Source organism: Tepidimonas sediminis (assembly GCF_007556605.1).
Lineage (GTDB): Bacteria > Pseudomonadota > Gammaproteobacteria > Burkholderiales > Burkholderiaceae_C > Tepidimonas > Tepidimonas sediminis.
This window is the reverse complement of sequence record NZ_VJND01000005.1, coordinates 15935-39822: the sequence shown is the minus strand read 5'-3', so window position 1 is coordinate 39822 and position 23888 is coordinate 15935. Positions and strand designations below refer to the sequence as shown.

The following is a 23888-nucleotide window of genomic DNA, read 5'->3' as shown; positions in this document are numbered from 1 at the left end:
GGTCGTCAGCCGATCAGGTCACGCAGCCGGTGCCACGCCATGCCCAGCGCCAGCAGCGGCGTGCGCAGCCACGGCCCGCCAGGGAAGGGCCGGTGACGCAGCCGCGCGTAGACGTCGAAGCGCTCGGTCTGCGCGCACGCCGCCTCGGCCACCACGCGCCCGGCCAGCCCGGTCAGCGCCACGCCGTGGCCGCTGAAGCCCTGCAGGTAGTAGATGCGATCGCCGGCGCGGCCGAAGTCCGGCGCGCGGTTCATCGTGATGTCGACGAAGCCGCCCCACAGGTGCGTCAGCTGCACGTCCTGCAGCTGCGGAAACACCGCCAGCATGCGCCGCCGCATCGTCTCGCGCAGACGCGGCGGCGTCATCGTCGTGTAGCTGACGCGGCCGCCGAACAGCAGCCGCCGGTCGGCGCTGAGGCGGAAGTAGTCCAGCACGACGTTGTTGTCGCTCACCGCCGCGCCGCTCGGGATCAGCGCCGCGGCGCGCGTCGCGGGCAGCGGCTCGGTGGCGACGATGTAGGTGCCCACCGGCATCACGCGCGCATGGATGGCCGGCAGCACGCCGGGGCCGAGCTCGGGCAGCAGGCAGTTGCCGGCCACCACCGCCAGCTCGGCCTGCACCTCGCCGGCGTCGGTGACGGCGCGCACGCCGCCGGCGCTGCGCTCGAGCCGCCGCACCGCACTGCCCTCGTGCAGCACGGCGCCGGCCTGCTGCGCCGCCTGCGCCAGGCCCAGCGTGTATTTCAGCGGATGCAGGTGACCGGAGACGCGCTCATGCGCCGCGGCGACGTAGCGCGGGCTGTCGATCCAGGCGCGCAGCGCCGTTCCTTCGGCCCAGTCGGTGACGAAGTCGTAGTCGCGCGCCAGCTGCTCCATCTCGGCGCGCAGCTGGCGCGCCTTGCGCGGACGGTCGGCCACGTACACGTAGCCGCGGCGCCATTCGCAGTCGATCCGATAGCGCCGCACGCGCTGCTCGATCAGCTCCACCGCCTCCAGGGACCATCGCCACGCCTGGCGCGCCAGGTCGCGGCCGAGCTGGCGTTCGAACGGTGCCATGCCGCTGGCGTAGCCGACGAGGGCCTGCCCGCCGTTGCGCCCGCTGGCGCCGCCGCCGACGCGGCCGGCCTCCAGCACCACGACGCGGCGGCCGCGCTCGGCCAGCTCCAGCGCGGCGCTCAGGCCCGCCAGCCCGGCGCCGACCACCACCACGTCGGCGCGCACCGCGCCCCGCAGCGGCGGCAGGGCGGGCGGGCGCTGCACGCTCGCCTCGTAGTAGCTGTCGGTGTTGAGCTGGGTGTCGGAGCGCAGCAGGCTGGGACGCATGGCGGCAGGTTCGGACGGTCCGCGCGGAGACCGCGGCGCACCGTCTAGGGTACGCCGGCCAGGGGGCTGGGCGCGGGACCAATCGGAGCACGCCGGCACGGACCGGCGCCGGACCTGCAAACCCCCGCCGTGATCGGGGTCGGCCAGGCTGTCACGCAACGGTCACGGCCGCTTCGAACAATGGGAGCCTGCCTCGCCGGTTCCCCGGACGGCGACTGTCTCAACTCTCCGCTGAATCCACCCTGCCATGGCCAAGGACTTCGACCTGATGGAAGACTCCAACCGCAGCGCCAACCCGACCATCCACGAGGTGTCGGACCCGGCGCGGCGCATCTTCGTGCGCGGCACGCTGGCCAGCGCCGCCACCGCGCTGTTCGGCGGCGGCCTGCTGGCCGGCTGTGCCAGCACCGGCGGCACCCAGGCGGCCTCACTCGGTCGCGGCATCGGCTTTGCCAGCGTGCCGATGCGCGACGTCGACGAGGTGCTGGTGCCGCCGGGCTACACCGCGCGGGTGCTCTACCGCTGGGGCGACCCGGTTGGCATCGCCGGCAAGATGCCGGCGTTCAAGACCGACGGCTCCAACACCGCCGAGGAGCAGGCGCTGCAGGCCGGCATGCACCACGACGGCCTCGCCTACTTTCCGCTGGACGGCAGCCGACGCGGGCTGCTGGCGGTCAACCACGAGTACACCGACGACGGCCTGCTGCACCCCGACGGCATGAAGACCTGGAACGCCGAGAAGGTGCGCAAGTCCCAGGCCGCGCACGGCGTCTCGGTCATCGAGGTCGAGGCCACGCCGAACGGCTGGCGCCAGGTGCTGCCGTCGAAGTACGCGCGCCGCATCACCGCCACCACGCCGATGCTGATCGGCGGCCCGGCGGCCGGACACGCGCTGATGAAGACCGCCGCCGACCCGACCGGCACGCGCGTGCTGGGCACGCTCAACAACTGCGCGCACGGGGAGACGCCCTGGGGCACCTACCTGACCTGCGAGGAAAACTTCATCAACTACTTCCACGGCCCGGACAACCCCGACGCGCATGGCAAGCGCTGGGGCCTGAAGAAGGGCGGCACCGGCTACCGCTGGCACGAGTTCGACGAGCGCTTCGACGCCACCAGGCACCCCAACGAGCCGAACCGCTTCGGCTGGGTGGTCGAGATCGACCCGATGGATCCGACCATGACGCCGATCAAGCGCACGGCGCTCGGCCGCGCCGCGCACGAGGGCGCCACGGTGGCGCTGACCGACGACGGCCGAGCTGTGGTGTACATGGGCGAGGACGCGCGCTTCGAGTACATCTACAAGTTCGTCAGCCGCGACCGCGTCAAGCCGGGGGGCTTCGCGGCCAACCGCGACCTGCTCGACCACGGCACGCTGTACGTGGCCAGGTTCCACGCCGACGGTACGGGGGAGTGGCTGCCGCTGGTGCACGGCCAGGGCCCGCTGACGGCCGCCAACGGCTTCGCGGACCAGGGCGAGGTGGTGATCAAGGCGCGCCAGGCCAGCGACGCGCTGGGCGCCACCAAGATGGACCGGCCCGAGTGGACGGCGGTGGACCCGCTCACCAAGGAGGTCTACTGCACGCTGACCAACAACAGCAACCGCGGCCGCGACAAGAGCCCGGGGGTGGACGCGGCCAACCCGCGTGCAAACAACACCATGGGCCACATCATCCGCTGGAAGGAAAACGGAGACCTCGACGCCACCCGCTTCACGTGGAGCCACTTCGTGCTGGCGGGCGACCCGTCGCTGCCGCGCGCCGAGGCCAAGGGCAACATCCGCGGCGACATCTTCGGCAGCCCGGACGGCCTGTGGGTCGATCCACGCGGCGTGCTGTGGATCCAGACCGACGTGTCGACCTCGACGCTGGGCAAGGGCGACTACGTCAACCTGCCCAACAACCAGATGCTGGCCTGCGACCCGACCAAGGGCGAGATCCGCCGCTTCCTGGTCGGCCCGCGCGGCTGCGAGGTCACCGGCGTGGTGATGACGCCGGACCTGCGCACGATGTTCGTCAACATCCAGCACCCGGGCGAAAGCCCGAGCGAGCGCAGCGACCCGGACGCGCCGACCAAGTACTCGCGCTGGCCGGACGGCGGCCGCCCGCGCTCCGCCACCATCGTCATCACCAGGAACGACGGCGGCGTGATCGGACTGTGAGCCCGCCGGCGCCAGCTGCCGGTCTTTCATCTGGACACCTCACACCGGCCCCTTGGGGCCGGTTTTTTTTTCATACGGCCGTCTCCCTTGGGTGGGAAGCTGCGATCGCTGTCGCCAACCCCGACACGGAGGAGCACCCACCATGCGCTTTTGCCCGTTTTCCGTGCTGCGTCACGGCGGCCTTGCCGTCGCAGCGCTTGTGCTGTCCGGCGCCGCCGCGGCCCAGACCGTGCGCTTCGTCGCACTGGGCGACATGCCCTACGGTGCGCCGGACAAGAGCTACCGGCCCTACCGCGCGCTGATCGAACGCGTCAACGCGCTGCAGCCTGCCTTCACGATCCACGTCGGTGATTTCAAGGCTGGTTCCACGCTGTGCAGCAACGAGGAGTTTTCCGCCCAGTTGGAGCACTTTGGCCGCTGGCGCGGCGCCGTGGTCTACACCCCGGGCGACAACGAGTGGACCGACTGCCACCGCGCCAACAACGGCGGCTACGACCCGCTGGAGCGGCTGGCCACGCTGCGCCAGCGCTTCTTCACCCCCGGCCGTTCGCTGGGCCAGCAGCCCATCACGGTGGAAAACCAGTCCACCGTCATGCCCGCCTTCGCCGACTACGTGGAAAACCAGCGCTGGTGGGTTGGCGACGTGCTGTTCGTCACCGTGCACATCGTGGGCAGCAACAACAACTTCGAGACGCGCGACCCCAAGGCCGCAGCCGAATTCTTCGCGCGCGACCGCGCCAACGTCGCCTGGCTGCGCGCCGCCTTCGAGCTGGCGCAGCAGCGCCACGCGCGGGCCATGGTGGTGGCGATGCAGGCCGACCCGTTCGACAACCAGCAGCCGCCCGAGACGTTCCCGCGCCACTCGGGCTTTGCCGCCAGCATCGGCGACACGCTGGTGCCGCTGGCGGCGCAGTGGGGCCGGCCGGTGCTGCTGATCCACGGCGACAGCCACGTGCTGGCCTTCGACAACCCCTTCAAGCACCAGAAAAAGCCGGTGCTGAACCTGACGCGTCTGCAGGTGCCGGGCGCGGCCGACGTGCGCGCCGTCGAAGTCATCGTCGATGCCCGCGCTTCGGAGCCGTGGACGATCCGGGTGTTCGGCACGCAGCCGTGACGCCCGTTGCGCACACGCCACACCTCGGGTCGTACCCGATGGACTTCACGGGCCTGTCACGGGCGCGCGCTGCAATCGAGTCCGTGGCCGACCCCTGCAGGGATCACCCATCCGGATGATGCCCGGTGAGCCTGGGCATCGCTTCCTCTCCAACCCGAAACGCAACGTTCATCATGAAAAAGTCTGTGATCGCGATGGCCGCCATGCTGGCGGCCGGGGCCGCGCTGGCCCAATCGAGCGTGACCCTGTATGGTCGCGTGGACCTGTCGGTGGGCAACCTCAAGGACAAGGTCAAAAACACCTCCACCACCCAGATGTTCCAGGGCGGCGACGGTGGTCTGACCACCTCGCGCTGGGGCCTGCGCGGCACCGAGGACCTGGGCGGCGGCCTGAAGGCGGCCTTCAAGCTGGAAAACCGCTTCAACGCCGACACCGGCGCGTCGCAGGACCCGTACTTCAAGGGTGAGTCCAGCCTGTCGCTGACCGGTGGCTTCGGCGAGGTCAAGCTCGGCCGCAGCACCACCGTCTACGACGACGTGCGCGCCCTGGGCCAGAAGTTCGACGTCTTCGATTCGGCCTTCACCGCCTCCAGCAACGGCGTGTTCAAGGGTGCCGGCGGCGACTACGCCTCGCGCTTCGACAACAAGATCAGCTACTACACCCCGGTGATGGGCGGCTTCTACGCCGGCCTCGATTTCGCCTTCGACGAGGACGCCACCAAGAGCGCCGATCGCCATGCACTCAAGCTCGGCTACAAGGACAAGGCGTTCGAGATCGCGCTGGCCCATCAGAACGAGAAGGACAAGGGCGACAAGTACACCGCCCTGGCCGGCAGCTATGACTTCGGCTCGTTCGCGCTTTCGGCCGTCTACAACCATCGCAACGGCAGCGCGGCCAACGGCGACGACAACGAGTACGCCCTCGGCGTGACCGTGCCGGTGGGCGCCTGGTCGCTGTCGGCCGGCTACGCCCACGCCAAGACCAAGAAATCGACCGCGGGTGCCAAGGACGGCAAGGCCCACGGCTTCGCCCTCGGCGCCACCTACGCCCTGTCCAAGCGCACGCGCCTGTACGCCGGCTACCGCGACGTGGTGGTCAAGAATGCCGCTGGCGCCAAGACCAAGGACGAGCGCCTCTACGCCGTCGGCGTGCGCCACGACTTCTGAACGGCCATCTGGCTGGTGGGCTGACACGCCCGCCAGCCGACCCGACTCTCCAAGGGGTTGTCCGTCGGTCCAACGTGTTGTCCGCGGCACAACGTCGTTGCCCCGCGTCCGCGCGGGGCTTTTTGTTTCACGCAGCGCTCGCGCCCCCGCTCCGGTACTGAATCGCACGCGCCGCGCCGCCCAGTTCCTCCAGAAAGACACGCGTGCGCGCCGGCAGGTGACGCCGGCTCGGCAGCGCCGCGTACAGCGACCAGCGGTCGGCCACCCAGTCGGGCAGCACGCGCACCAGTGCTCCCTGCGCCAGCGGCTGCGCCACCAGGTCCAGCGCCACCGCCACGATGCCGCCGTCGCTCAGCGCCACGCGCAGCAGGGTCTCGACGTGGTTGCTGCACACCACCGGCTCCAGCGGAATGTCCACCCGCTCCGGCGGCCCGTCGAGCCGCATCAGCGTCCAGGCGTGGCGGTGGGTGTCGAGTCCGCGGTAGCGCAGGCAGCGATGCCGCACGAGCTCGGCCGGATGGGCAGGCGCGCCCATGCGTCGCAGGTAGGCCGGCGAGGCCACCAGGGCACTGTGGCCGCTGGCGACGCGGCGCGCGATCAGGCCGGTGTCGGCCTCGCCCTCGACGGCGAACAGCGCCACGTCATGCCCCTCGACGGCGGGTATGCCGTAGCTCTGCACGTCCACCTCCACCCGCAGATGCGGGTGGGCGTCCAGCAGCCGCGGCACCAGCGGCGCCACCAGCACGTTGGCCAGCATCGGCGTGGCCAGCACGCGCAGCACCCCGTCGACACGGTGGCTGCGCTGGGCCACCAGCGCATCGGCCTCGTCGAGATCCGCCAGGATCGATCGCACCCGTTCCAGGTACAGCGTGCCCTCCTCGGTCAGCGCCACGCGGCGCGTCGTGCGGTGGAACAGCCGCACGCCCAGCTCGGCCTCCAGCTCCGCCACCAGGCGCGTGATGCTGGGCGGCGAGAGGTCCAGCACCCGCCCCGCGGCGGCGAAACCCCCATGCTCGGCCACCGCGACGAAGGCGCGCAGTCCTTGCAAACGATCCATATGAGGCACCAATTATTTTGATATACGAACTAGTATATTACAAATAATTGTCTTTTTATTTGTTTATCAAATCATTACAGTCCGTCTCACCGATCCCCGACGGGGACGTGATCCCTCGAAACCCTCTTCGATGATGAAAGGACGGACCATGACGTACGACAGCTTTCTGCGCAACGCGCTGATCTCGACCCTGCTGGCCGCCAGCGCCGCCAGCTGGGCGGCGGGCTTCCCGGCCGCCAGCGGCGAATTCTCGGCCGCCGACCAGGCGACCGTGGCGACCCAGGCGAACCGTACCAGCCAGGCCGTGGCGCCCCAGGGTCGCACGCGCGCCGAGGTGCTGGCGGAGCTGGAGCAGGCGCGCTGCCGCGGCGACCTGCCGTTTGACGGCGAGACCGGCCGCACCTACCGCGAAGTCTTCCCGGGCCGCTACCCGTTGCCGCACTGCCGCTGAAGCGGCAGCGCCCGCTGCCGCCACGCCGCCGCCGCGCCGATCCACAGCGCGGCGGCCGAGCCGAGCAGACCGCGCTCCAGCCCGCCCGGACCGTCGCCGATCCAGCCGACCGCGGCCGGCCCGACGATCTGACCGAAGGCGAAGACGATCGTGAACAGGCTGATGCCGCGCGCCCACAGCGCCGGCGGCAGGTTGTGGCGCACCAGCGCGGTGGTGGAGGCCACCACCGACAGGAACACCGCACCGAACAGCAGCCCCGAGGCCAGCAGCGCCGGCCAGGCGTGCGTCACCGCGGGCAGCAGCGTGGCCAGCCCCAGCAGGGCGTTGAGGCGCGCCAGCGGCTGGCCATCGCGGTGGCGGTCCAGCAGCCCGGACCACAGCCGCGCCGACGCCATCACCGCCAGCCCGAGCAGCGCATAGAACAGCGTGACGTCGCCGTCGGCGACCCCGCGGTCGCGCAGCAGCGCGATGACGAACGTCATGTAACCGATGTAGCCCACGCCAAACAGCGCGTAGCCAAGCAACGCCGGTGCGAAGACGCGCAGCAGCCGTGGCGGTGCGGCCGCCGATCCGGCCGGCGCGGGCGTGCCCTCGGCCGCACCGGCCGGCGGCAAGGCGCGCACCGTCGCCTGCAGCCCGACCCACGCCAGCGCACACACCGCCGCCAGCGCCCACCAGGCCCATGCCCAGCCGTGCGGCCGATCCACCGCCCAGGCCAGCAGCGGGGGCACCGCCAGCGCCGAGACGGTGATGCCAAGGCCGACCCCACCGTAGTACAAACCGAGCAGCAGGCCGGCGTGACGGGGCCAGGTCGGCCCCAGCCGCGCCGCCAGCAGGCCACCGGCGACGAACACCCAGGCGCTGGCCACCCCGGCCAGCAGCCGCTGCAGCAGCAGCGCGGCCTCGTCGGTGACAAAGCCGCTGCCGGCCATGAACGCCGCGGCCAGCGCGGTGCCGCCGCGCAGCACCGCCGGCGCCCCCAGCCGACGCAGCAGGACCGGAACCGACAGCGCGCCGAGCAGATAGCCCACCGCGTTGGCGGTGTTCATCGCCCCGGCCAACAAGTAGCTCCAGCCGAGGTCGGCGCGCATCGCCGGCAGCAGCAGACCGTAGGCGAAGCGCGTGATGCCGAGCGACACCGCCGCCGCCAGCGACAGCCCCAGCGCCAGCGACACGCCGCGCGCCAACGGCGGCGAAGCGGATCCCTGGGCGTGCGGCGACATGGTCCTTCCATCCTAACCGCGACACCCCTAAGCTGGCCTCACCATGCGCGACATATCCGTCCCGATCGACCCGGCGCGTCTGCACGGCCTGCTCGAGCAGGAGCGTCGGTGCTTCCTCGAGCGCCACCCGCGCTCGCGGGCACTGGCCGAGCAGGCCGCACGCCACTTCCTGTTCGGAGTGCCCCTGCACTGGATGCGCGACTGGCCCACGCCGGCCACGCTGTTCGTGCGCGCGGCAAGCGGCGCCGAACTGACCTGCGCCGACGGCCACGTGCTGGCCGACTTCTGCCTCGGCGACACCGGCGCGATGTTCGGCCACTCCCCGCCGCCCGTCGCACAGGCGCTGGCCGAGCAGGCCGCGCGCGGCCTGACCTGCATGCTGCCCGACGAGCGCGCCGCCGAGGTGGGCGCGCTGCTGGCGCAGCGCTTCGGGCTGCCGTGCTGGCAGCTGGCGATGACCGCCAGCGACGCCAACCGTTTCGTGCTGCGCTGGGCGCGCGCCATCACCGGCCGGCCGCAGGTGCTGGTGTTCGACGGCTGCTACCACGGCGCGGTGGACGACACGCTGGTGGACCGCGACCCGGCCAGCGGCGCGACGCTGCGCCGGCCCTCGGTGCTGGGGGCGGTGCACGACCATCCCGACTTCACGCGCGTGGTGCCGTTCAACGACCTGGCGGCGCTGGAGCGCGCGCTGGCCGACCGGCAGGTCGCGGCGCTGCTGGCGGAGCCGGCGCTGACCAATTGCGGCCTCGTGCCGCCACAGGCAGGCTTCTGGCCCGCGGCGCAGGCGCTGTGCCGGCGCCACGGCACCCTGCTCGTGCTGGATGAGACGCACACGCTGTCCAGCGGCGTCGGCGGCTGGGCACGCACGCACGGTGTGATGCCGGATTTCTGGGTCGCCGGCAAGGCGGTGGCCGGGGGCGTGCCGTGCGCGGTGTACGGTTTCACCGAGGAGGTGGCGCAGCGCATGCGCACCGCCAAGGAGACCGCCCCGGAAGGCCACAGCGGCATCGGCACGACGCTGACCGCCAGCGCGCTGACGCTGGCCGCGCTGCGGGCGGCGCTCCAGCATCTGCACACCGAGGCCAGCTACGCCTTGATGCAGGCGCGCGCCGAGGCGCTGCACGCCGGGCTGACGGCACGCCTGCAACGGCGGCGCCTGCCATGGACCGTCACGCGGCTGGGCGCGCGGCTGGAGCTGCAGTTCATGCCGGATGCGCCGCGCCACGCCGACGACGTGCGCGGCCACGCGCAGCCGGCGCTGGAGCAGGCGCTGCACCTGTTCATGCTGAACCGCGGCGTGCTGCTGACGCCGTTCCACGGCATGATGCTGTGCTCGCCGGCGACCGGGCCGGCGCACGTGCAGCGGCTGCTCGCCGCCTTCGACGACTGGCTGGCGGCGCTCAGCCTGTGAGCGTGGCCGCCGCCGACGGCGATCAGGCGCCCAGGCCGATCGGCGCCGGGGCGACCTCCAGGATGCGCTGGAACAATCGTTCGTAGGCCGGACCGGGCGGGTGGCCGGTCAGCGGATCGCGGTTGGCCTCGAAGGCCTCGTCCAGCGCCTGCCAGTCGGCCGGCTCCAGCACGCGCTGCGCCGCCGGCAGGATCTCCTGCTCCTCCAGCCGCATGTGCTCCAGGTAGAAGCCGAGGTAGCGCTCGCACGCCTGCACGAACGCCTCGCGCCGCTCCTCGCCCAGCCACTCCCACGCCAGCAGCAGGTGCTGCAGCTCGCGCACCTGCTGCTCGCCCTTCATGTGGTCCTGCTCCAGCCGGTCGATCACCGGCAGCAGCTCCGGCGCACGCTTGGCCACGCGCGGAAACAGCAGATCGGACTCCTTCGGATGGTGCAGCCGCTCCGGAAATTCGTCGATGTAGAACAACATCGCGCGCACCGTGTCGAAGAAGCGCTGGCGCTGCCCTTCCTCGGGACCATAGCGGATCAGCCACAGCAGCGAGCGCAGCATCGCCGCCAGCGCGGCGTGCTCCTCGCGAATGATGCGCAACGAAGCCGGAACGGACATCGGCAACCCTCCTCGACCACCGTCAGACCGCAGCTTCGCAGCGGCGGGCGCGTTGCGGCTTGACCTGCGTCAAGAATCGGCGCCCTGCCGTGGCCGCCAGCGCGTCAGCAGCAGGGCATTGGAGACGACGCTGACGGAGCTGGCCGCCATCGCCGCACCGGCCAGCACCGGGTCGAGCCAGCCCAGGGCCGCCAGCGGGATGCCGGCGGCGTTGTAGACGAACGCCCAGAACAGGTTCTGACGGATCTTGCGCACGGTGCGCTCGGCGATGTCCAGCGCCGCCGGCACCAGGCGCGGGTCGCCACGCAGCAGCGTGATGCCGGCGGCCTGCAGCGCCGCCTCGGCACCCTGGCCCATGGCGATGCCAAGATCCGCGGCGGCCAATGCCGGCGCGTCGTTGACGCCGTCGCCCACCATCGCCACCGCGCCGTGACGCTGGCGCAAGGCCGCCACCGCCGCGGCCTTGTCGCCCGGCAGCACCTCGGCCTGCACCTCCCCCGCTTCGGGTCGCAGACCCAGCCGGCGCGCCATCGCCTCGGCGGCTGCCCGCTGGTCCCCGCTGATCATCACCACCGCCAGTCCGCGTCGGCGCAGCGTCCGCAGCGCCTCGGCCGCGCCGGCCCTTGGCTCGTCGGCCAGCGCCAGCAGCGCCAGCGGCCGCCAGCGCCCCTCGTGCTGCCAGGCCAGCAGCGACAAGGTCGCGCCGGCCTGGCGCTGCGCCGCCAGCACCGGCTGCCACGCCGCGGGCAGCGCCTGCTCCTGCAGCGCCGGCTCCAGTTCGCGCAGCCATGCCAGGCTGCCCAGCGCCAGCGGCACCCCCTCCACCCAGCCGCGCACGCCACGCCCCGGCACGCTCTGCACGTCCACCGCCGGGGCCAGCGCGGCGGGGCCGGCGGCGGCGCGCACCGCCTGCGCCAGCGGGTGGCTGCTACCCTGCTGCAGCGCAGCCGCCGCGCGCAGCGCCGCCTCGGGATCCACTCCCGGCGCCGGCTCCAGCTGCACCAGGCGCGGACGGCCCTCGGTCAGGGTGCCGGTCTTGTCGAACGCCACCGCACGCACGCGCGGCGCGCGCTCCAGCGCTTCCGGATCCCGGATCAGGATGCCGTGGCGCGCCGCCGCCCCGGTGCCGGCCATGATCGCCGTGGGCGTGGCCAGCCCGAGGGCGCAAGGGCAGGCGATCACCAGCACCGCCACCGCGTGCAGCAGCGCCTGCTCCAGCGGCACGCCCGCGGCCCACCAGCCGCCGAAGGTGAACAGCGCCACCAGCACCACCACCGGCACGAACACCGCCGCGACGCGGTCCACCAGCCGCTGCACCGGCGGCTTGGCCGCCTGCGCATCCTGCACCAGCGCGATGATGCGCTGCAGCGTCGAGGCCGCCCCGACCGCGGTGACGCGCACCTCGATGGCACCGTCGCCGTTGACGCTTCCGCCCACCACGCGGTCGCCCGGCTGACACGGCCGCGGCAGCGGCTCGCCGGTCAGCAGCGCCTCGTCGACGGCGGTCTGCCCGGCCTCGACGACGCCGTCGGCCGGGATGCGCTCGCCGGCGCGCACCAGCACCCGGTCGCCCGGCAGCAGTTCGGCGGCCGGAATGTCCTGCGGCTCGGTGCGCCGCACGCCGTCGGGCAACAGGTGCGCCACCTCCGGCCGCAGCGCCTGCAGGGCGCGGATCGCCGCGCCGGTGCGACGCCGCGCGCGCGCCTCCAGCCACTTGCCCAGCCGCACCAGCGCGATCACCACCGCCGCCGCCTCGTAATAGAGATGCGGCGTCTCGCCAGGTGCCGCGCGCCACCACAGCCAGGTGCTCAGACCCCAGGCCGCGCTGGTGCCCAGCGCCACCAGCAGCTCCATGTTGCCACTGCCATGGCGCAGCGCCGCCCAACCGGCACGGTAGAAGCGCGCCCCGAGGATGAACTGCACCGGCGTGGCCAGCAGAAACTGCGCCAGAGGCGGCGGCATCAGGTGCCAGCCCATCGGCATCGCCGCCATCGGCAGCACCAGCGGCGCTGCCAGCACGAGGCCGAGCAGCACCCACCAACCCTCCCGGCGCAGCCCGGCCTCGGCACGCGCCTCGTCGTCGACGTCGTCGTCCAGCGGACGCGGCTCGTAGCCGGCCTCGCGCACCGCGCGCTGCAGCCGCGCGCGCATCTCCGCCGCCGGCACGGTGCCATCCCACTGCACGCGCGCCCGCTCGGTGGCCAGGTTGACCTGCGCCTGCGTCACGCCGGGCACGCGCGCCAGCGCCCGCTCCACGCGCGCCACGCACGCGGCACACGTCATGCCACCGATGCCGAGATCGCACGACGGCCCGGTCGGCGCGGGGGAAGCATTGGGGTCAGCCATGACGGGACGGCTCGCCTTGGCGGGCAGGAGCCCGCGTGCCTATCATGCCACGGCCGGCGCGCCCGCTTCGCCGCGCGCCACGCACGTTCACCGTTCCGGTCGAGAAGGAGTTCCCGCGATGCCACACGTCTTCCAGGTCCAGGGCATGTCCTGCCAGCACTGCGTCAAGGCCATCGAGCGCGCCATCCGCGCACTCGACGCCGATGCGCGCGTCCACGTCGATCTCGCCAGCGGCCGGGTGGAGATCGAATCGGCGCTGCCGCGCGAGGCGCTGGCCGCCGCGATCCGCGAGGAGGGCTACACCGTCGCGTCCTGACCACGTCCCGCCTGGGGACAATCCGGTGGACAACGCCAGCACAAGCGGCGGGTTGTCCACATGGCGGCGCCGGAATGCCGCATTTGTCCCCATCGGCGCGCCGCCCACGCAGGCCACTGACCACAGCCTCATGCCACGCGCAAATCCTTGTCAGACGGCGCGTGATCGCGGTTGTCCACGGCGCGGTGCGGGCTTCCAGCTACCACGACTACCCTGAATCACCAACTTTGCGGATGACGAGGGACAACCGCACCGAACCCAGGCCGACCACCCGGCAGGCCGCTTGCGGTGGCGCTGCTAAGATGCGCGCTGTCCACCCACCGACCATGCACCGTTCGAACGCCACCGACACCCCGCTCGAGATCCGCCCCACGGACTGGTCCGTGCTGTGCGCACGGCTGCGGGGCGGCCGGCTGGAGGCGGTGCTGGCCGAACTGGAGCAGCGCTACGGGCGCAGCGGCTTCTTCGAGGGCGAGCCGCTGGTGCTGGATCTGGCGCAATGGCCGGCCGAACACGATCCGACGGCGCTGGAGGTGGAAGCGCTGCTGCGCGCACTGCGCGGCATCGGGCTGCAGCCTGTCGGCTACACCGGCGCCAGCGCCGGCTGGACCGAGGCGCTGCGCGGCCGTGGTCTGCTGCCCGCCACCGACGTGGCGCCGTCCGGCGCACGCGCCGCGGCGAGCCCGGTGTCCGTCGCCCCGGCTCCGCCGCCCGCCCCGGCGTCGGCGCTGGTGGTGGAGCGCCCGCTGCGCTCCGGCCAGCAGGTGTACGCGCGCGGGCGCGACCTCGTCGTGCTGGCGATGGTCAACCCGGGCGCCGAGGTCATCGCCGACGGTCACGTGCACGTCTACGCGCCGCTGCGCGGGCGCGCGCTGGCCGGTGCGCGCGGTGACGCGCAGGCGCGCGTGTTCGCGCTGGCGTTCGAGGCGGAGCTGGTATCGGTGGCCGGCGTCTATCAGACCGCCGAGCACGGCTGGCCTGACGCCGTGCGCGGTCGCGCCACGCAGGTGCGGCTGGTGCACGCCGAGGGGCGCGAGACGCTGCGCCTCGAACCCCTGAACTGAACCTCATACCCGAACGAAAGCACACCATCCATGGCCAAGATCGTCGTCGTCACCTCCGGCAAGGGCGGCGTGGGCAAGACCACGACCAGCGCCTCGTTCGCCACGGGGCTCGCGCTCAAAGGCCACAAGACCGTCGTCATCGACTTCGACGTCGGCCTGCGCAACCTGGACCTCATCATGGGCTGCGAGCGCCGCGTGGTGTACGACTTCGTCAACGTGATCCAGGGCGAGGCCAACCTGAACCAGGCGCTGATCCGCGACAAGCAGGTCGACAGCCTGTACGTGCTGGCGGCCAGCCAGACGCGCGACAAGGAGGCGCTCAAGCAGGAGGGCGTGGAGCGCGTGCTCCACGACCTGCTCGGCATGGGCTTCGAGTACATCGTGTGCGACTCGCCGGCCGGGATCGAGACCGGCGCGCTGATGGCGATGCACTACGCCGACGAGGCGCTGGTCGTCACCAACCCGGAGGTGTCCTCGGTGCGTGACTCCGACCGCATCCTGGGCATGCTGGCCTCCAAGACGCGCCGCGCCATCGAGGGGCGCGAGCCGGTCAAGGAGCACCTGCTGATCACGCGCTACAACCCGAACCGCGTGCAGGAAGGTCAGATGCTGTCGCTGCAGGACATCCAGGACATCCTGCGCATTCCGCTGATCGGCGTCATCCCGGAAAGCGAAGCGGTGCTCAATGCCTCCAACCAGGGCATTCCGGCGATCCACCTGCACGGCACCGACGTCTCCGAGGCGTACAAGGACGTCGTCGACCGCTTCCTCGGCCAGGACAAGCCGCTGCGCTTCATCGAGGCCGAGAAGCCCAGCTTCTTCAAGCGCCTGTTCGGGAGGTGAGTCCCGTGTCGCTGCTGTCTTTCCTGCTGGGCGAGAAGAAGAAGACCGCCGCCGTCGCCAAGGAGCGGCTGCAGATCATCCTGGCGCATGAGCGCGCCGGGCGCAACGCCGGCCAGCCCGACTACCTGCCGGCGCTGCAGCGTGACCTGGTGGCGGTGATCGGCAAGTACATCGCGATCCACCCGGACGACATCAAGGTCAACCTCGAGCGTCACGACGACCTGGAGGTGCTGGAGGTCAAGATCGAGCTGCCGGACACGCGGCCGTGACGCTGTCGCTCTGGACCGACGTCATCGGCACGCTGGCGGCCACCCTGACCACGATCAGCTTCGTGCCGCAGGCGTGGCTGACGTGGCGCACGCGCGACGTCGCCGGCATCTCGCCGGGCATGTACGCGCTGTTCGCGCTCGGCGTGGCCCTCTGGCTCGTCTATGGCATCCTGCTGCGCGCCTGGCCGATCATCGTCGCCAACGCGATCACGCTGACGCTGGCGCTGCTGATCCTGACCATGCGGCTGCGCTACGGCCCGCGCCGATCGGCTGCGCATGATCGGCCGTCACCGTCCGGCCGCACCGGTCGTTGAGGAGGGTGGCTGGCCGGTTTCACGCGGCAGCGCGTTGCAGGCGGTCGCGCACCCCGTCCCAAGTCGGGTCGGCCGGCGGCCGCTCGACCCAGATCAGGCGCGTGGCGTCGTCATCCAGCTCGCGCAGCGTGGCGAAAAGCTCGCGTGCCGCCGCCTCGGCCTCCTGCGGCATGCGGCGCAGGCGCACGTGCGGGCTGACGGTGCGCAGCGGGCTGCGGTGGTACACCGCCAAGGCCTGCGCCTGCGCACCAAGCAGGTCCAGCGCCGTCTGCAGCTCGACGGCGTCCATCAGCCGCACCTTGGCTCGCGGCGCGTAATGCGAGGGCAGCGTCCCCGAGGCGCGCGGGGCGGCTTCGTCGCGGTCGGCCACGGTGATGCCGGTTGCGCGCTGCAGCGCGTCGCGGCCGATCATGCCGGGCCGCAGCAGCACCGGTGTGCCGCGCGTGCAGTCGACGATGGTCGATTCGATGCCCACCGGGCACGGCCCGCCGTCCAGGATCAGCAGCTCGGCCTCGGACAGCGCCCCCAGCTCAGCGGCCACGTGCGCGGCCTGCGTCGGACTGACGCGGCCGAAGCGGTTGGCGCTGGGCGCCGCCAGGCCGAGGATGCCGGCCGCGCGGCAGGCGGCCAGCAGCGCCTGTGCCACCGGGTGCGCCGGGCAGCGCAGGCCGATCGAGGGCTGACCGCCGGCGGCGGCCTCGGCGACGCCAGGTCGGCGCGGCAGGATCAGCGTCAGCGGTCCGGGCCAGAACGTCGCCATCAGCGTGCGCGCCACCGGCGGGATCGCGGCGGCGTAGTGCGCCACGGCGGCATCCCGTTCGGCCGCGGTTGCCCCACCCACGTGCACGATCAGCGGGTGGTCGCTCGGTCGGCCCTTGGCGGCGAAGATGCGCGCCACCGCCTGCGGCTGATCGGCGTCGGCCGCCAGGCCGTAGACCGTCTCGGTCGGCAGCGCCACCAGATGCCCGGCGCGCAGGCGCGCCACCGCCTCGGCGATGGCGGCGTCCCGCCCCGGGCCCTGCGCGTCGCGGATCAACGCCATGGCGCGAGGCCCAATCGGGCGGCCGCCTGCAGCGCCACGCGCCGCGCTTCGTGCCCGTCGGCGGCGGTGACGGTCAGATGCCCCATCTTGCGGCCCGGGCGGGCGTCGAGCTTGCCGTAGAGGTGCAGGTGCACCCCGGGCAGCGCCAGCACCCCCGCCCAGTCCGGCGTGACCGGCTCACCGTCGCGCCACCACAAGTCGCCCAGCAGGTTCAGCATCACCGCCGCGCTGTGCGCACGCGGCGCCACCAGCGGCAGACCGGCCAGCGCGCGCACCTGCAGCTCGAACTGCGACACGTCGCAGGCGTCGATCGAATAGTGGCCGCTGTTGTGCGGCCGCGGCGCCATCTCGTTGACCACCAGCGCGCCGTCGGCGCTGCCGTCGTCGACGACGAAGAATTCGACGCACAGCACGCCGACGTAGCCGAGCTCGGCGGCGATGGCCTGCGTGGCCGCCAGCGCCTGCTGCGCCAGCCGTGCCGGCAGCAGGCCGTCGAACACCTCGGTGACCGCGAGGATGCCGTGGCGGTGCAGGTTGCGCTGCACCGGCAGCGCCACCATCGCCCCATCCGCGCCGCGCGCCACGATCACCGACAGCTCGTCGCGCAGCGCCAGCTGCCGCTCCAGCACGCACGGCACGCGCCCGAGTTCGGCCCACGCGACGGCCAGTTCGTCGCGACGGGTCACGCGCCGCTGACCCTTGCCGTCGTAGCCCAGGCGCGCGGTCTTGAGGATGCCGGGCAACAGCGACTCGGGCACGCGCGCTAGATCAGCCTCCGCCTCGATCACCGCGTGCGGTGCCGGCCCGATGCCACTGGAGCGCGCGCTGGCGGCGAAGTGCGCCTTTTCGGCGCGGCGATCCTGCGCCACCGCCACCGCCGCGGCACCCGGCGCCACCGGCCGGTGCGCCGCCAGGCTGGCCAGCACCTGCGCCGGGACGTTCTCGAACTCGGTGGTGACGGCCTCGCAGCGCTGCATCAGCTGCGCCAGCCCCTGCTCGTCATCGTAGGCGGTGGCCACGTGCACGTCGGCCACGCGCCCGGCGGGGCTGGCCGGATCGGGATCGAGCACCGCGGCCTGAAAGCCCATCGCCTGCGCCGCGTGCACGAACATGCGGCCCAGCTGGCCGCCGCCCAGCACACCCAGCGTCGCCGGGCGGCCGCCGCCGGCCAGCGGCCCGGGCAGGATCACGCCGCTCATCGGGCCGCTCCGGCCGGCGGCAGCGTCATCGCGCGCGCCGCCGCGGTCTGTTCGGCGCGGAACGCCTGCAGGCGCTGGCGCAGCGCGGCGTCCTCGTTTGCCAGCATCGCCACCACGAACAGCGCCGCATTGGCCGCCCCTGCCGCGCCGATCGCGAACGTCGCCACCGGCACGCCCTTGGGCATCTGCACGATCGAGTGCAGCGAGTCGACCCCCTGCAGATGGCGGCTCGGCACCGGCACGCCCAGCACCGGCACGGTGGTCTTGGCCGCCAGCATCCCCGGCAGGTGCGCCGCGCCGCCGGCGCCGGCCACGATGGCCTTCAGCCCGCGCGCCTCGGCGGCCTCCGCATAGGCGAACATGTCGTCGGGCATGCGGTGGGCCGACACCACGCGCGCCTCGTGCGCGATGCCGAACTGTTGGAAAATGGCGACCGCGTGCTGCATGGTGTCCCAGTCGCTGCTGGACCCCATGACGACACCGACCTGGACGTTGCTGCTGGACATGGCGACCCCGGGGGGATGGATCCCGACATTCTAGAGAAACGGACGCTGCCACGATGATCGACGTCACGCTCGCCAACTTCCAGACCGAGGTGCTGGAAGCCTCCCTCACCACGCCCGTGCTGGTGGACTTCTGGGCCCCGTGGTGCGGCCCCTGCAAGGTGCTGGGTCCGATCCTGGAGAAGGTCGAGCAGGCCTACGGCGGCCGCTTCAAGCTGGCCAAGGTCAACACCGAGGAGGAGCAGCAGCTCGCCGCCTACTTCCAGATCCGCAGCATCCCGACCTGCATCCTTTTCGTCGGTGGCCAGCCGGTGGACGGCTTCATGGGCGCGCTGCCGGAGGGCCAGGTCAAGGCCTTCCTCGACCGCCACCTGCCGACGCCGGAGGAGATGGCCGCGCAGGCCGAGGTCAGCGAGGCGCTGCAGGCCGCCGCCAGCGGCGACACCGAAGCCGCGCTGCAGCACCTGCGCGATGCGCTGGCGCGTGACCCGGACAACGACGATGCGCGCTACGACCTGGTGCGTCTGCTGGTGGAAAGCGGCCGGCTGGAAGAGGCCTCGGCGGCGCTGGCACCGGCGCTGGGCAAGCTGCCGCTGCCGCTGCGCTTCGAGGCGCTGCGGCACTGGATCGACGCGCTGGAATTCGCACGCCACGACCCGCGCGGCCAGTGGCCGCTGGACAAGTTCGACGAGCTCATCGCCGCCAACCGGCGCGACTTCGAGACCCGCTTTGCCAAGGCGCGCGTGCTGATCGCGCGCGGCGAGTGGACCGCCGCGATGGACGAGCTGGCCGAGATCATCATGCGCGACAAGAAATGGGCCGACGAGGCGCCGCGCAAGACCTACGTGGCGCTGCTGGAGCTGCTGACACCGCCGCCGCGCGAGGCGGGTGCCGCCGCGCCCAAGTCCGCCGCCGGGCTGGAGATCGCCGGCCACAGCGCCGCCGCACCCGACCCGCAGGCCGAGCTCGTCTCGCGCTACCGGCGCAAGCTCAGCATGGCGCTGAACTGATGACGACGATCACCGTCCGCTTCGTGCAGCCCGGGCCGCACGGCCCGCGCCTCGACACCGAACTGCAGGTGCCAGCCGATGGCCGCAGCCTGATGAAGGTGGCCGTGGAGGCTGGCGTGGACGCCATCGCCGCCGACTGCGGCGGCAACCTGACCTGCGCCACCTGCCACGTCATCGTGCCGCCCGAGTGGCGCGAGCGGGTCGGTGTGCCGTCGGCCGACGAGGACACGATGCTGGACTACACCGCGGTGGAACGCCAGCCCGGCAGTCGCCTGAGCTGCCAGATCCGCCTGCGCCCCGAGCTCGACGGCCTGTGGGTGGAGCTGCCCGAGCGCCAGTATTGACGCCGGCAGCGCGCCTCTTGACACTTCTTCACATGCGCGCCATGCGGCCTTGACATGGGCCGGCCACACTGCCTGGGTGGCGGCGAGAGGCGGGGCGCGGCGTCCCGCCGTTGCGCCACGCATGGCAAGGAGTGTCACCGATGAACACGATCGACGCGATGAAGGCCTGGCGCCCGGCACTGGCGGCCGGGCTGTTGACGTTGGCGGTCGGCTCGGCCTGGGCGACGGGGCCGGGCATGCCTTCCGCCCACGCCGCGATGCCGCCGGCGGCGGTGCCGGGCGGGCCGGCCGGCGACGAGGCGCGCGCCGAGCGCATGGTCGAGCACCTGGCGCGCGGGCTGGACCTGCAGCCGGCGCAGCGCGAGCAGCTGCGCGCACTGGCCCAGGGCGCCAGCACCGACCTGCGCGCGCTGCGCGAGGAAGGCCGCGCGCTGCGCGCCGAACGCCACCGGCTGCTGGCCGCGGTCACGCTGGACGAAGCGGCGCTGGAGACGCTGCGCCAGCGCGAGCTGGCGCACCACGACCGCCTGAGCGCGCGCATGCAGCGCTTCATGCTCGACGTCGCCAGGGTGCTCACGCCCGAGCAGCGCCAGCGCTGGGCCGAGCGGCTGCAGCGCCGCGGCGAGCACCGCCACGGAGGTCATCATCCCGATGGGTACGCCCATCCTGCTGGTCGATGACGACCTGCGTCTGGCCGGCATGCTGGCCGACTACCTGGGCGCGGCCGGCCTGACGGTGGAGACGGCGCCCAGCCTGACGGCGGCGCGTCTGCGCCTGCGCACGCCGCCGCCACCGCAGGCGATGATCCTGGACCTGATGCTGCCCGATGGCGACGGGCTCGATCTGTGCCGAGAGCTGCGCGCGAACGACGCCACGCGCGCGCTGCCGATCCTGATGCTGTCGGCGCGCGGGGAGCCGGCCGACCGCGTGGTCGGGCTGGAGCTCGGCGCCGACGATTACCTGCCCAAGCCGTTCGAGGCGCGTGAGCTGCTGGCGCGGCTGCGCGCGCTGCTGCGGCGCAGCCAGCGCGACGCCGGCGCGGCGCCGCAGGTGCTGCGCATCGGCGCGCTGGAACTCGACCTCGGCGCGCACCAGGTGCGCGTGCACGGCCAGCCGCGCGAGCTGACCGCGCACCAGTTCCAGCTGCTGGTGGTGCTGGCGCGTCACGCCGGCCGGGTGCTGACGCGCGAGCAGATCATGGATGCGCTCAAGGGCCATGCGCCCGAGGCATTCGACCGCTCGATCGACGTGCACATCTCCCGCATCCGCGCCGCCATCGAGGACGACCCGCGCCATCCACGGCGCATCCTGACCGTGCGCGGCACCGGCTACCTGCTGGCGCGCCCGGGCAGCGGCGCGGAGGCGCTCGCGTGAGGCGCCTGTACCTGCGTTTCTACGCGGCGCTGCTCGGCGCGCTGCTGCTGTTCGGCGTGCTGGCGCTGGCGGCGTTCGAGTACCACGCGCAGGCGCAGCGCGAAGAGGAGCGCGCCGCCTGGATCGACCTGGCCGGCGGCTGGGCCGAGCCGGCGCTGGAGCCGCTGGCCGAGGCCGAGGCACCGCCGGCGCGGCGGCTGCTGGCGGTGGCGGCCACGCTGGCGCTGCTGGCGCTGCTGATCGGTGCGGCCGCGCATCCGGTGATGCGCTCGCTCAGCCGCCGGCTGGAGGCGCTGCGCGCCGGGGTGCAGGCCTTCGGCGCCGGCGAACTGGGCCGGCGCGTGCCGGTGCAGGGGCGCGACGAGGTGGCGGAGCTGGCCGTGGCCTTCAACGCCGCCGCGGCGCGCCTGGAGGCGCTGGTGCAGGCGCAGCGGCGGCTGCTGGCCAATGCCTCGCACGAGCTGCGCTCGCCACTGGCGCGGCTCAAGCTTGCGCTGGAGCTGCTGGACGGCGCTGCGCCCGCGGCGGCGGCACGCCACCGCGCGGAGATCGCGCGCAACATCGCCGAGCTGGATGCGCTGATCGACGAGCTGCTGCTGGCGGCGCGGCTGCAGGCCGACGCCGTGTCCGAGGCGGCGCTGCAGCCGGTGGACCTGAGGGCGCTGGCGGCCGAGGAAGGCGCCGCCGCCGGCGCGCGCCTCGACCTGCCGGCTGAGCTCGATCCGGTCCCGGGCGACGCGCGGCTGCTGCGCCGCGCGCTGCGCAACCTGCTGGACAACGCGCGCCGCTACGCGCCGGGTGAGCCGCCGCAGCTCACGCTGCGCGACGGCGGCGATCACGTCGAGCTGCGCGTGGCCGACCGCGGCCCCGGCGTGCCCGCAGCCGAGCGCGAGCGCATCTTCGAACCCTTCCATCGCCTGCCCGGTCATGCCGAGCACGCCGGCGGGGTCGGCTTGGGGCTGAGCCTGGTGCGCCAGATCGCCGCCGCCCACGGCGGCCGCGTGCACTGCGAGGATCACCCCGGAGGCGGCGCCTGCTTCGTGCTGTGGCTGCCGCGGCAGGCGCCGGCGGCAGTCGCTCAGCCCACCAGCCGCGCCAGCGCCTCGCGGTAGCGCGCCGCGGTCTGCTCGATCACCTCCGGCGGCAGCTTCGGCGGCGGGGGCTGCTTGTTCCACGGCCGCCCGTCCACCTGCGCCGTCTCCAGCCAGTCGCGCAGGTACTGCTTGTCGAAGCTCGGCGGGTTGACGCCCTCGGCGTACGACTCGGCCGGCCAGTAGCGCGACGAATCGGGGGTGAGCACCTCGTCCATCAGCGTCAGCGTGCCGTCGGCGTCCAGCCCGAACTCGAACTTGGTGTCGGCGATCAGGATGCCGCGCGTGGCGGCGTAGGCGCTGGCGGCCTCATAGAGCCGGATCGAGACGTCGCGGATGCGCTCGGCCAGCTCGCCGCCGATGCGGGCGACCATCGCGTCGAACGTGATGTTCTCGTCGTGTTCGCCGACCGCCGCCTTGGCCGCCGGCGTGAAGATCGGCCGCGGCAGCTTGCTGGCGTTGCGCAGCCCCGCAGGCAGCGGCACGCCGCACACCGCCTGCGTCTGCTGGTATTCCTTCCAGCCGCTGCCGGCCAGATACCCGCGCACCACCGCCTCCACCGGGATCGGCCGCAGGCGCTTGACCAGCATCGAGCGGCCGCGCACCTGGTCGCGCTCCTGCGGCGCCACGACGCTTTCCGGATCCTCGCCGGTCAGGTGGATCGGGCACAGGTTGGCGCCGTGGGGCCCCAGCCGCTCGAACCAGAACAGGCTGAGCCGGGTCAGCAGCTCCCCTTTGCCGGGAATGGGCTCGCCCATGACGACGTCGAACGCGCTGATGCGGTCGGTCGTCACCATCAGGATGCGGTCATCGCCGACGGCGTAGTTGTCACGCACCTTGCCGCGGCCGAGCAGCGGCAGGCTCGTCAGATGGGAGGTGTGCAGCGCGCAGGTCATGGGCCGCGATGGTAGCGCAGCGCCGCGCGCGCCGGCGTCACGAGCCGCCGCGCTTGTACACCGTGACCTGTGCCAGACCCCGGCCGGGTACGAACACGTAGCCGTAGTCGGCACGCCGGCCATCCTCGACCTTCCAGCGAAACGCGACCGCACCTGGCGTGCCATCGTAGCGGCAGCTCAGCTTCTCGATCGTGATGCTGGTGCGCGCCTGTGCCACTCCGCGCGGCGTGTAGTAACTGGCGGTGTAATGGCGCGTCTCGCCCTGGCGCCAGCGTCCGATCGGGAACTTGGCCTCGCGCATCGGCCCGATGCGTGAGTCGTCGACGCGCCCGATGGCCTCACCGTCGAACGTGATGGCCACGACTTCGCGTGCCCCCGGCACGGTGCGCTCGTAGGCCGGCAATGTCGGACCGTAGGCCGTGCGGTGTTCGACGGGCCCGCTCAGCGTGGTTTCTCCGTTGCTCGGTGGGCTGCCGTCGGCGTAGACGCCGACGAACGGGTAGCGCCGCTGCACCGGCCCCAGCCGCAGCACCTCCGCGTCGGGCAGCGGCTCGCCGGTGAGCAGTTCCACCGGCAGAAAGCGCTCGGTCACGGAAGGGTCGTGCTCGCAGTCCGGTACGGCCGGCTGGGCCAGCGTCACGGCGGCGCATCCCGCCATCAAGCCCGGCACGAGCGCGCGCCATGTCTTCGCCACCCATCGCATCTCGTTCTCCAATCGGCCGTGTGGGACCAGCGCCCGATCGTAGGGGAGCGCGCCGGCGC

At 72.7% G+C, this 23888-nt stretch carries 25 protein-coding genes; 15 read left to right on the top strand and 10 right to left on the bottom strand.

Going from position 1 to position 23888, the window contains the following annotated elements:
* Positions 1 to 5: 5 nt before the first annotated feature.
* Complete coding sequence (locus Tsedi_RS05450) at positions 6 to 1322, bottom strand: NAD(P)/FAD-dependent oxidoreductase (protein WP_143894423.1); 1317 nt, start codon at positions 1320 to 1322, stop codon at positions 6 to 8.
* 247 nt (positions 1323 to 1569) lie between these two features.
* On the opposite strand from Tsedi_RS05450, the gene Tsedi_RS05445 reads away from it, so the two are divergent.
* From Tsedi_RS05445 to Tsedi_RS05435, 3 genes are all read left to right on the top strand, one after another.
* Positions 1570 to 3483: a PhoX family protein gene (locus tag Tsedi_RS05445; RefSeq protein ID WP_143894421.1), complete on the top strand. Its 1914-nt coding sequence runs from the start codon at positions 1570 to 1572 to the stop codon at positions 3481 to 3483.
* 142 nt (positions 3484 to 3625) lie between these two features.
* Positions 3626 to 4597, top strand: a complete 972-nt coding sequence (locus Tsedi_RS05440) for a hypothetical protein (RefSeq protein WP_143894419.1) — start codon at positions 3626 to 3628, stop codon at positions 4595 to 4597.
* A 173-nt stretch (positions 4598 to 4770) separates the two neighbouring features.
* Entirely contained in the window at positions 4771 to 5763 is a 993-nt protein-coding gene (locus tag Tsedi_RS05435; protein WP_143894417.1) for a porin, read from the top strand.
* Between the two features lie 127 nt (positions 5764 to 5890).
* On the opposite strand, the gene Tsedi_RS05430 is transcribed toward Tsedi_RS05435, so the two are convergent.
* Positions 5891 to 6820 carry a LysR family transcriptional regulator gene (locus Tsedi_RS05430; protein WP_143894414.1) on the bottom strand — a complete coding sequence of 310 codons (930 nt, stop codon included), beginning with the start codon at positions 6818 to 6820 and terminating at the stop codon, positions 5891 to 5893.
* Positions 6821 to 6968: 148 nt separating this feature from the next.
* Between Tsedi_RS05430 and Tsedi_RS05425 the strand changes: the two genes are divergently transcribed.
* Positions 6969 to 7271: a DUF4148 domain-containing protein gene (locus Tsedi_RS05425; RefSeq protein ID WP_143894412.1), complete on the top strand. Its 303-nt coding sequence runs from the start codon at positions 6969 to 6971 to the stop codon at positions 7269 to 7271.
* Here Tsedi_RS05425 and Tsedi_RS05420 read toward each other — a convergent pair.
* The gene (locus Tsedi_RS05420) at positions 7247 to 8494 is read right to left on the bottom strand and encodes a YbfB/YjiJ family MFS transporter (protein ID WP_143894410.1); all 1248 of its coding nucleotides are present in this window, start codon (positions 8492 to 8494) and stop codon (positions 7247 to 7249) included. The genes Tsedi_RS05425 and Tsedi_RS05420 overlap by 25 nt on opposite strands.
* 43 nt (positions 8495 to 8537) lie before the next feature.
* Here Tsedi_RS05420 and Tsedi_RS05415 point away from each other — a divergent pair, with 43 nt between their 5' ends.
* A complete protein-coding gene (locus Tsedi_RS05415; RefSeq protein ID WP_143894409.1) occupies positions 8538 to 9908 on the top strand; it encodes a transaminase in 1371 nt (456 codons plus the stop codon).
* Between the two features lie 22 nt (positions 9909 to 9930).
* Here Tsedi_RS05415 and Tsedi_RS05410 read toward each other — a convergent pair whose 3' ends face one another.
* Both Tsedi_RS05410 and Tsedi_RS05405 read right to left on the bottom strand, forming a co-directional pair.
* Entirely contained in the window at positions 9931 to 10515 is a 585-nt protein-coding gene (locus tag Tsedi_RS05410) for a hemerythrin domain-containing protein (RefSeq protein WP_143894407.1), read from the bottom strand.
* 69 nt (positions 10516 to 10584) lie between these two features.
* Positions 10585 to 12861 (bottom strand): heavy metal translocating P-type ATPase, encoded by a 2277-nt coding sequence (locus Tsedi_RS05405; protein ID WP_143894405.1) that lies wholly within the window; start codon positions 12859 to 12861, stop codon positions 10585 to 10587.
* Between the two features lie 118 nt (positions 12862 to 12979).
* Here Tsedi_RS05405 and Tsedi_RS05400 point away from each other — a divergent pair, with 118 nt between their 5' ends.
* The 5 genes from Tsedi_RS05400 to Tsedi_RS05380 all read left to right on the top strand — a co-directional run bounded on the left by Tsedi_RS05400 (position 12980) and on the right by Tsedi_RS05380 (position 15667).
* Positions 12980 to 13177 (top strand): heavy-metal-associated domain-containing protein, encoded by a 198-nt coding sequence (locus Tsedi_RS05400; protein WP_143894403.1) that lies wholly within the window; start codon positions 12980 to 12982, stop codon positions 13175 to 13177.
* Between the two features lie 326 nt (positions 13178 to 13503).
* Positions 13504 to 14241 carry a septum site-determining protein MinC gene (gene minC, locus Tsedi_RS05395; RefSeq protein WP_143894401.1) on the top strand — a complete coding sequence of 246 codons (738 nt, stop codon included), beginning with the start codon at positions 13504 to 13506 and terminating at the stop codon, positions 14239 to 14241.
* Positions 14242 to 14271: 30 nt separating this feature from the next.
* Positions 14272 to 15084, top strand: a complete 813-nt coding sequence (minD, locus tag Tsedi_RS05390) for a septum site-determining protein MinD (RefSeq protein WP_143894399.1) — start codon at positions 14272 to 14274, stop codon at positions 15082 to 15084.
* A 5-nt stretch (positions 15085 to 15089) separates the two neighbouring features.
* Positions 15090 to 15353 (top strand): cell division topological specificity factor MinE, encoded by a 264-nt coding sequence (gene minE, locus Tsedi_RS05385; protein WP_143894396.1) that lies wholly within the window; start codon positions 15090 to 15092, stop codon positions 15351 to 15353.
* Between the two features lie 2 nt (positions 15354 to 15355).
* Entirely contained in the window at positions 15356 to 15667 is a 312-nt protein-coding gene (locus Tsedi_RS05380; RefSeq protein WP_425472732.1) for a SemiSWEET family sugar transporter, read from the top strand.
* A gap of 19 nt (positions 15668 to 15686) precedes the next feature.
* On the opposite strand, the gene Tsedi_RS05375 is transcribed toward Tsedi_RS05380, so the two are convergent.
* From Tsedi_RS05375 to purE, 3 genes are read right to left on the bottom strand one after another with little or no spacing between them, the layout of a single operon-like run.
* On the bottom strand, positions 15687 to 16703 hold the full coding sequence (locus Tsedi_RS05375) for an L-threonylcarbamoyladenylate synthase (protein ID WP_425472731.1): 1017 nt from the start codon (positions 16701 to 16703) through the stop codon (positions 15687 to 15689).
* Entirely contained in the window at positions 16700 to 17908 is a 1209-nt protein-coding gene (locus Tsedi_RS05370) for a 5-(carboxyamino)imidazole ribonucleotide synthase (protein ID WP_143894390.1), read from the bottom strand. Before Tsedi_RS05370 ends, Tsedi_RS05375 begins: the two co-directional genes overlap by 4 nt.
* A complete protein-coding gene (purE, locus tag Tsedi_RS05365) occupies positions 17905 to 18414 on the bottom strand; it encodes a 5-(carboxyamino)imidazole ribonucleotide mutase (RefSeq protein WP_143894388.1) in 510 nt (169 codons plus the stop codon). Before purE ends, Tsedi_RS05370 begins: the two co-directional genes overlap by 4 nt.
* A 53-nt stretch (positions 18415 to 18467) precedes the next feature.
* Here purE and trxA point away from each other — a divergent pair, with 53 nt between their 5' ends.
* From trxA to Tsedi_RS05340, 5 genes are all read left to right on the top strand, one after another.
* Positions 18468 to 19421, top strand: a complete 954-nt coding sequence (trxA, locus tag Tsedi_RS05360) for a thioredoxin (RefSeq protein ID WP_143894385.1) — start codon at positions 18468 to 18470, stop codon at positions 19419 to 19421.
* Positions 19421 to 19765: a 2Fe-2S iron-sulfur cluster-binding protein gene (locus Tsedi_RS05355; protein WP_143894383.1), complete on the top strand. Its 345-nt coding sequence runs from the start codon at positions 19421 to 19423 to the stop codon at positions 19763 to 19765. The genes trxA and Tsedi_RS05355 overlap by 1 nt, the downstream gene beginning before the upstream one ends.
* Before the next feature lie 140 nt (positions 19766 to 19905).
* A complete protein-coding gene (locus Tsedi_RS05350) occupies positions 19906 to 20445 on the top strand; it encodes a Spy/CpxP family protein refolding chaperone (RefSeq protein ID WP_143894381.1) in 540 nt (179 codons plus the stop codon).
* Positions 20417 to 21139 carry a response regulator transcription factor gene (locus tag Tsedi_RS05345; RefSeq protein ID WP_143894379.1) on the top strand — a complete coding sequence of 241 codons (723 nt, stop codon included), beginning with the start codon at positions 20417 to 20419 and terminating at the stop codon, positions 21137 to 21139. Before Tsedi_RS05350 ends, Tsedi_RS05345 begins: the two co-directional genes overlap by 29 nt.
* Positions 21136 to 22251 (top strand): HAMP domain-containing sensor histidine kinase, encoded by a 1116-nt coding sequence (locus tag Tsedi_RS05340; protein WP_143894377.1) that lies wholly within the window; start codon positions 21136 to 21138, stop codon positions 22249 to 22251. The genes Tsedi_RS05345 and Tsedi_RS05340 overlap by 4 nt, the downstream gene beginning before the upstream one ends.
* Here Tsedi_RS05340 and Tsedi_RS05335 read toward each other — a convergent pair.
* On the bottom strand, positions 22218 to 23126 hold the full coding sequence (locus Tsedi_RS05335) for a phosphoribosylaminoimidazolesuccinocarboxamide synthase (RefSeq protein ID WP_143894375.1): 909 nt from the start codon (positions 23124 to 23126) through the stop codon (positions 22218 to 22220). The two genes, Tsedi_RS05340 and Tsedi_RS05335, sit on opposite strands and share 34 nt — an antisense overlap.
* 37 nt (positions 23127 to 23163) lie before the next feature.
* Positions 23164 to 23766, bottom strand: a complete 603-nt coding sequence (locus Tsedi_RS05330; protein ID WP_143894373.1) for a hypothetical protein — start codon at positions 23764 to 23766, stop codon at positions 23164 to 23166.
* Positions 23767 to 23888: the final 122 nt, after the last annotated feature.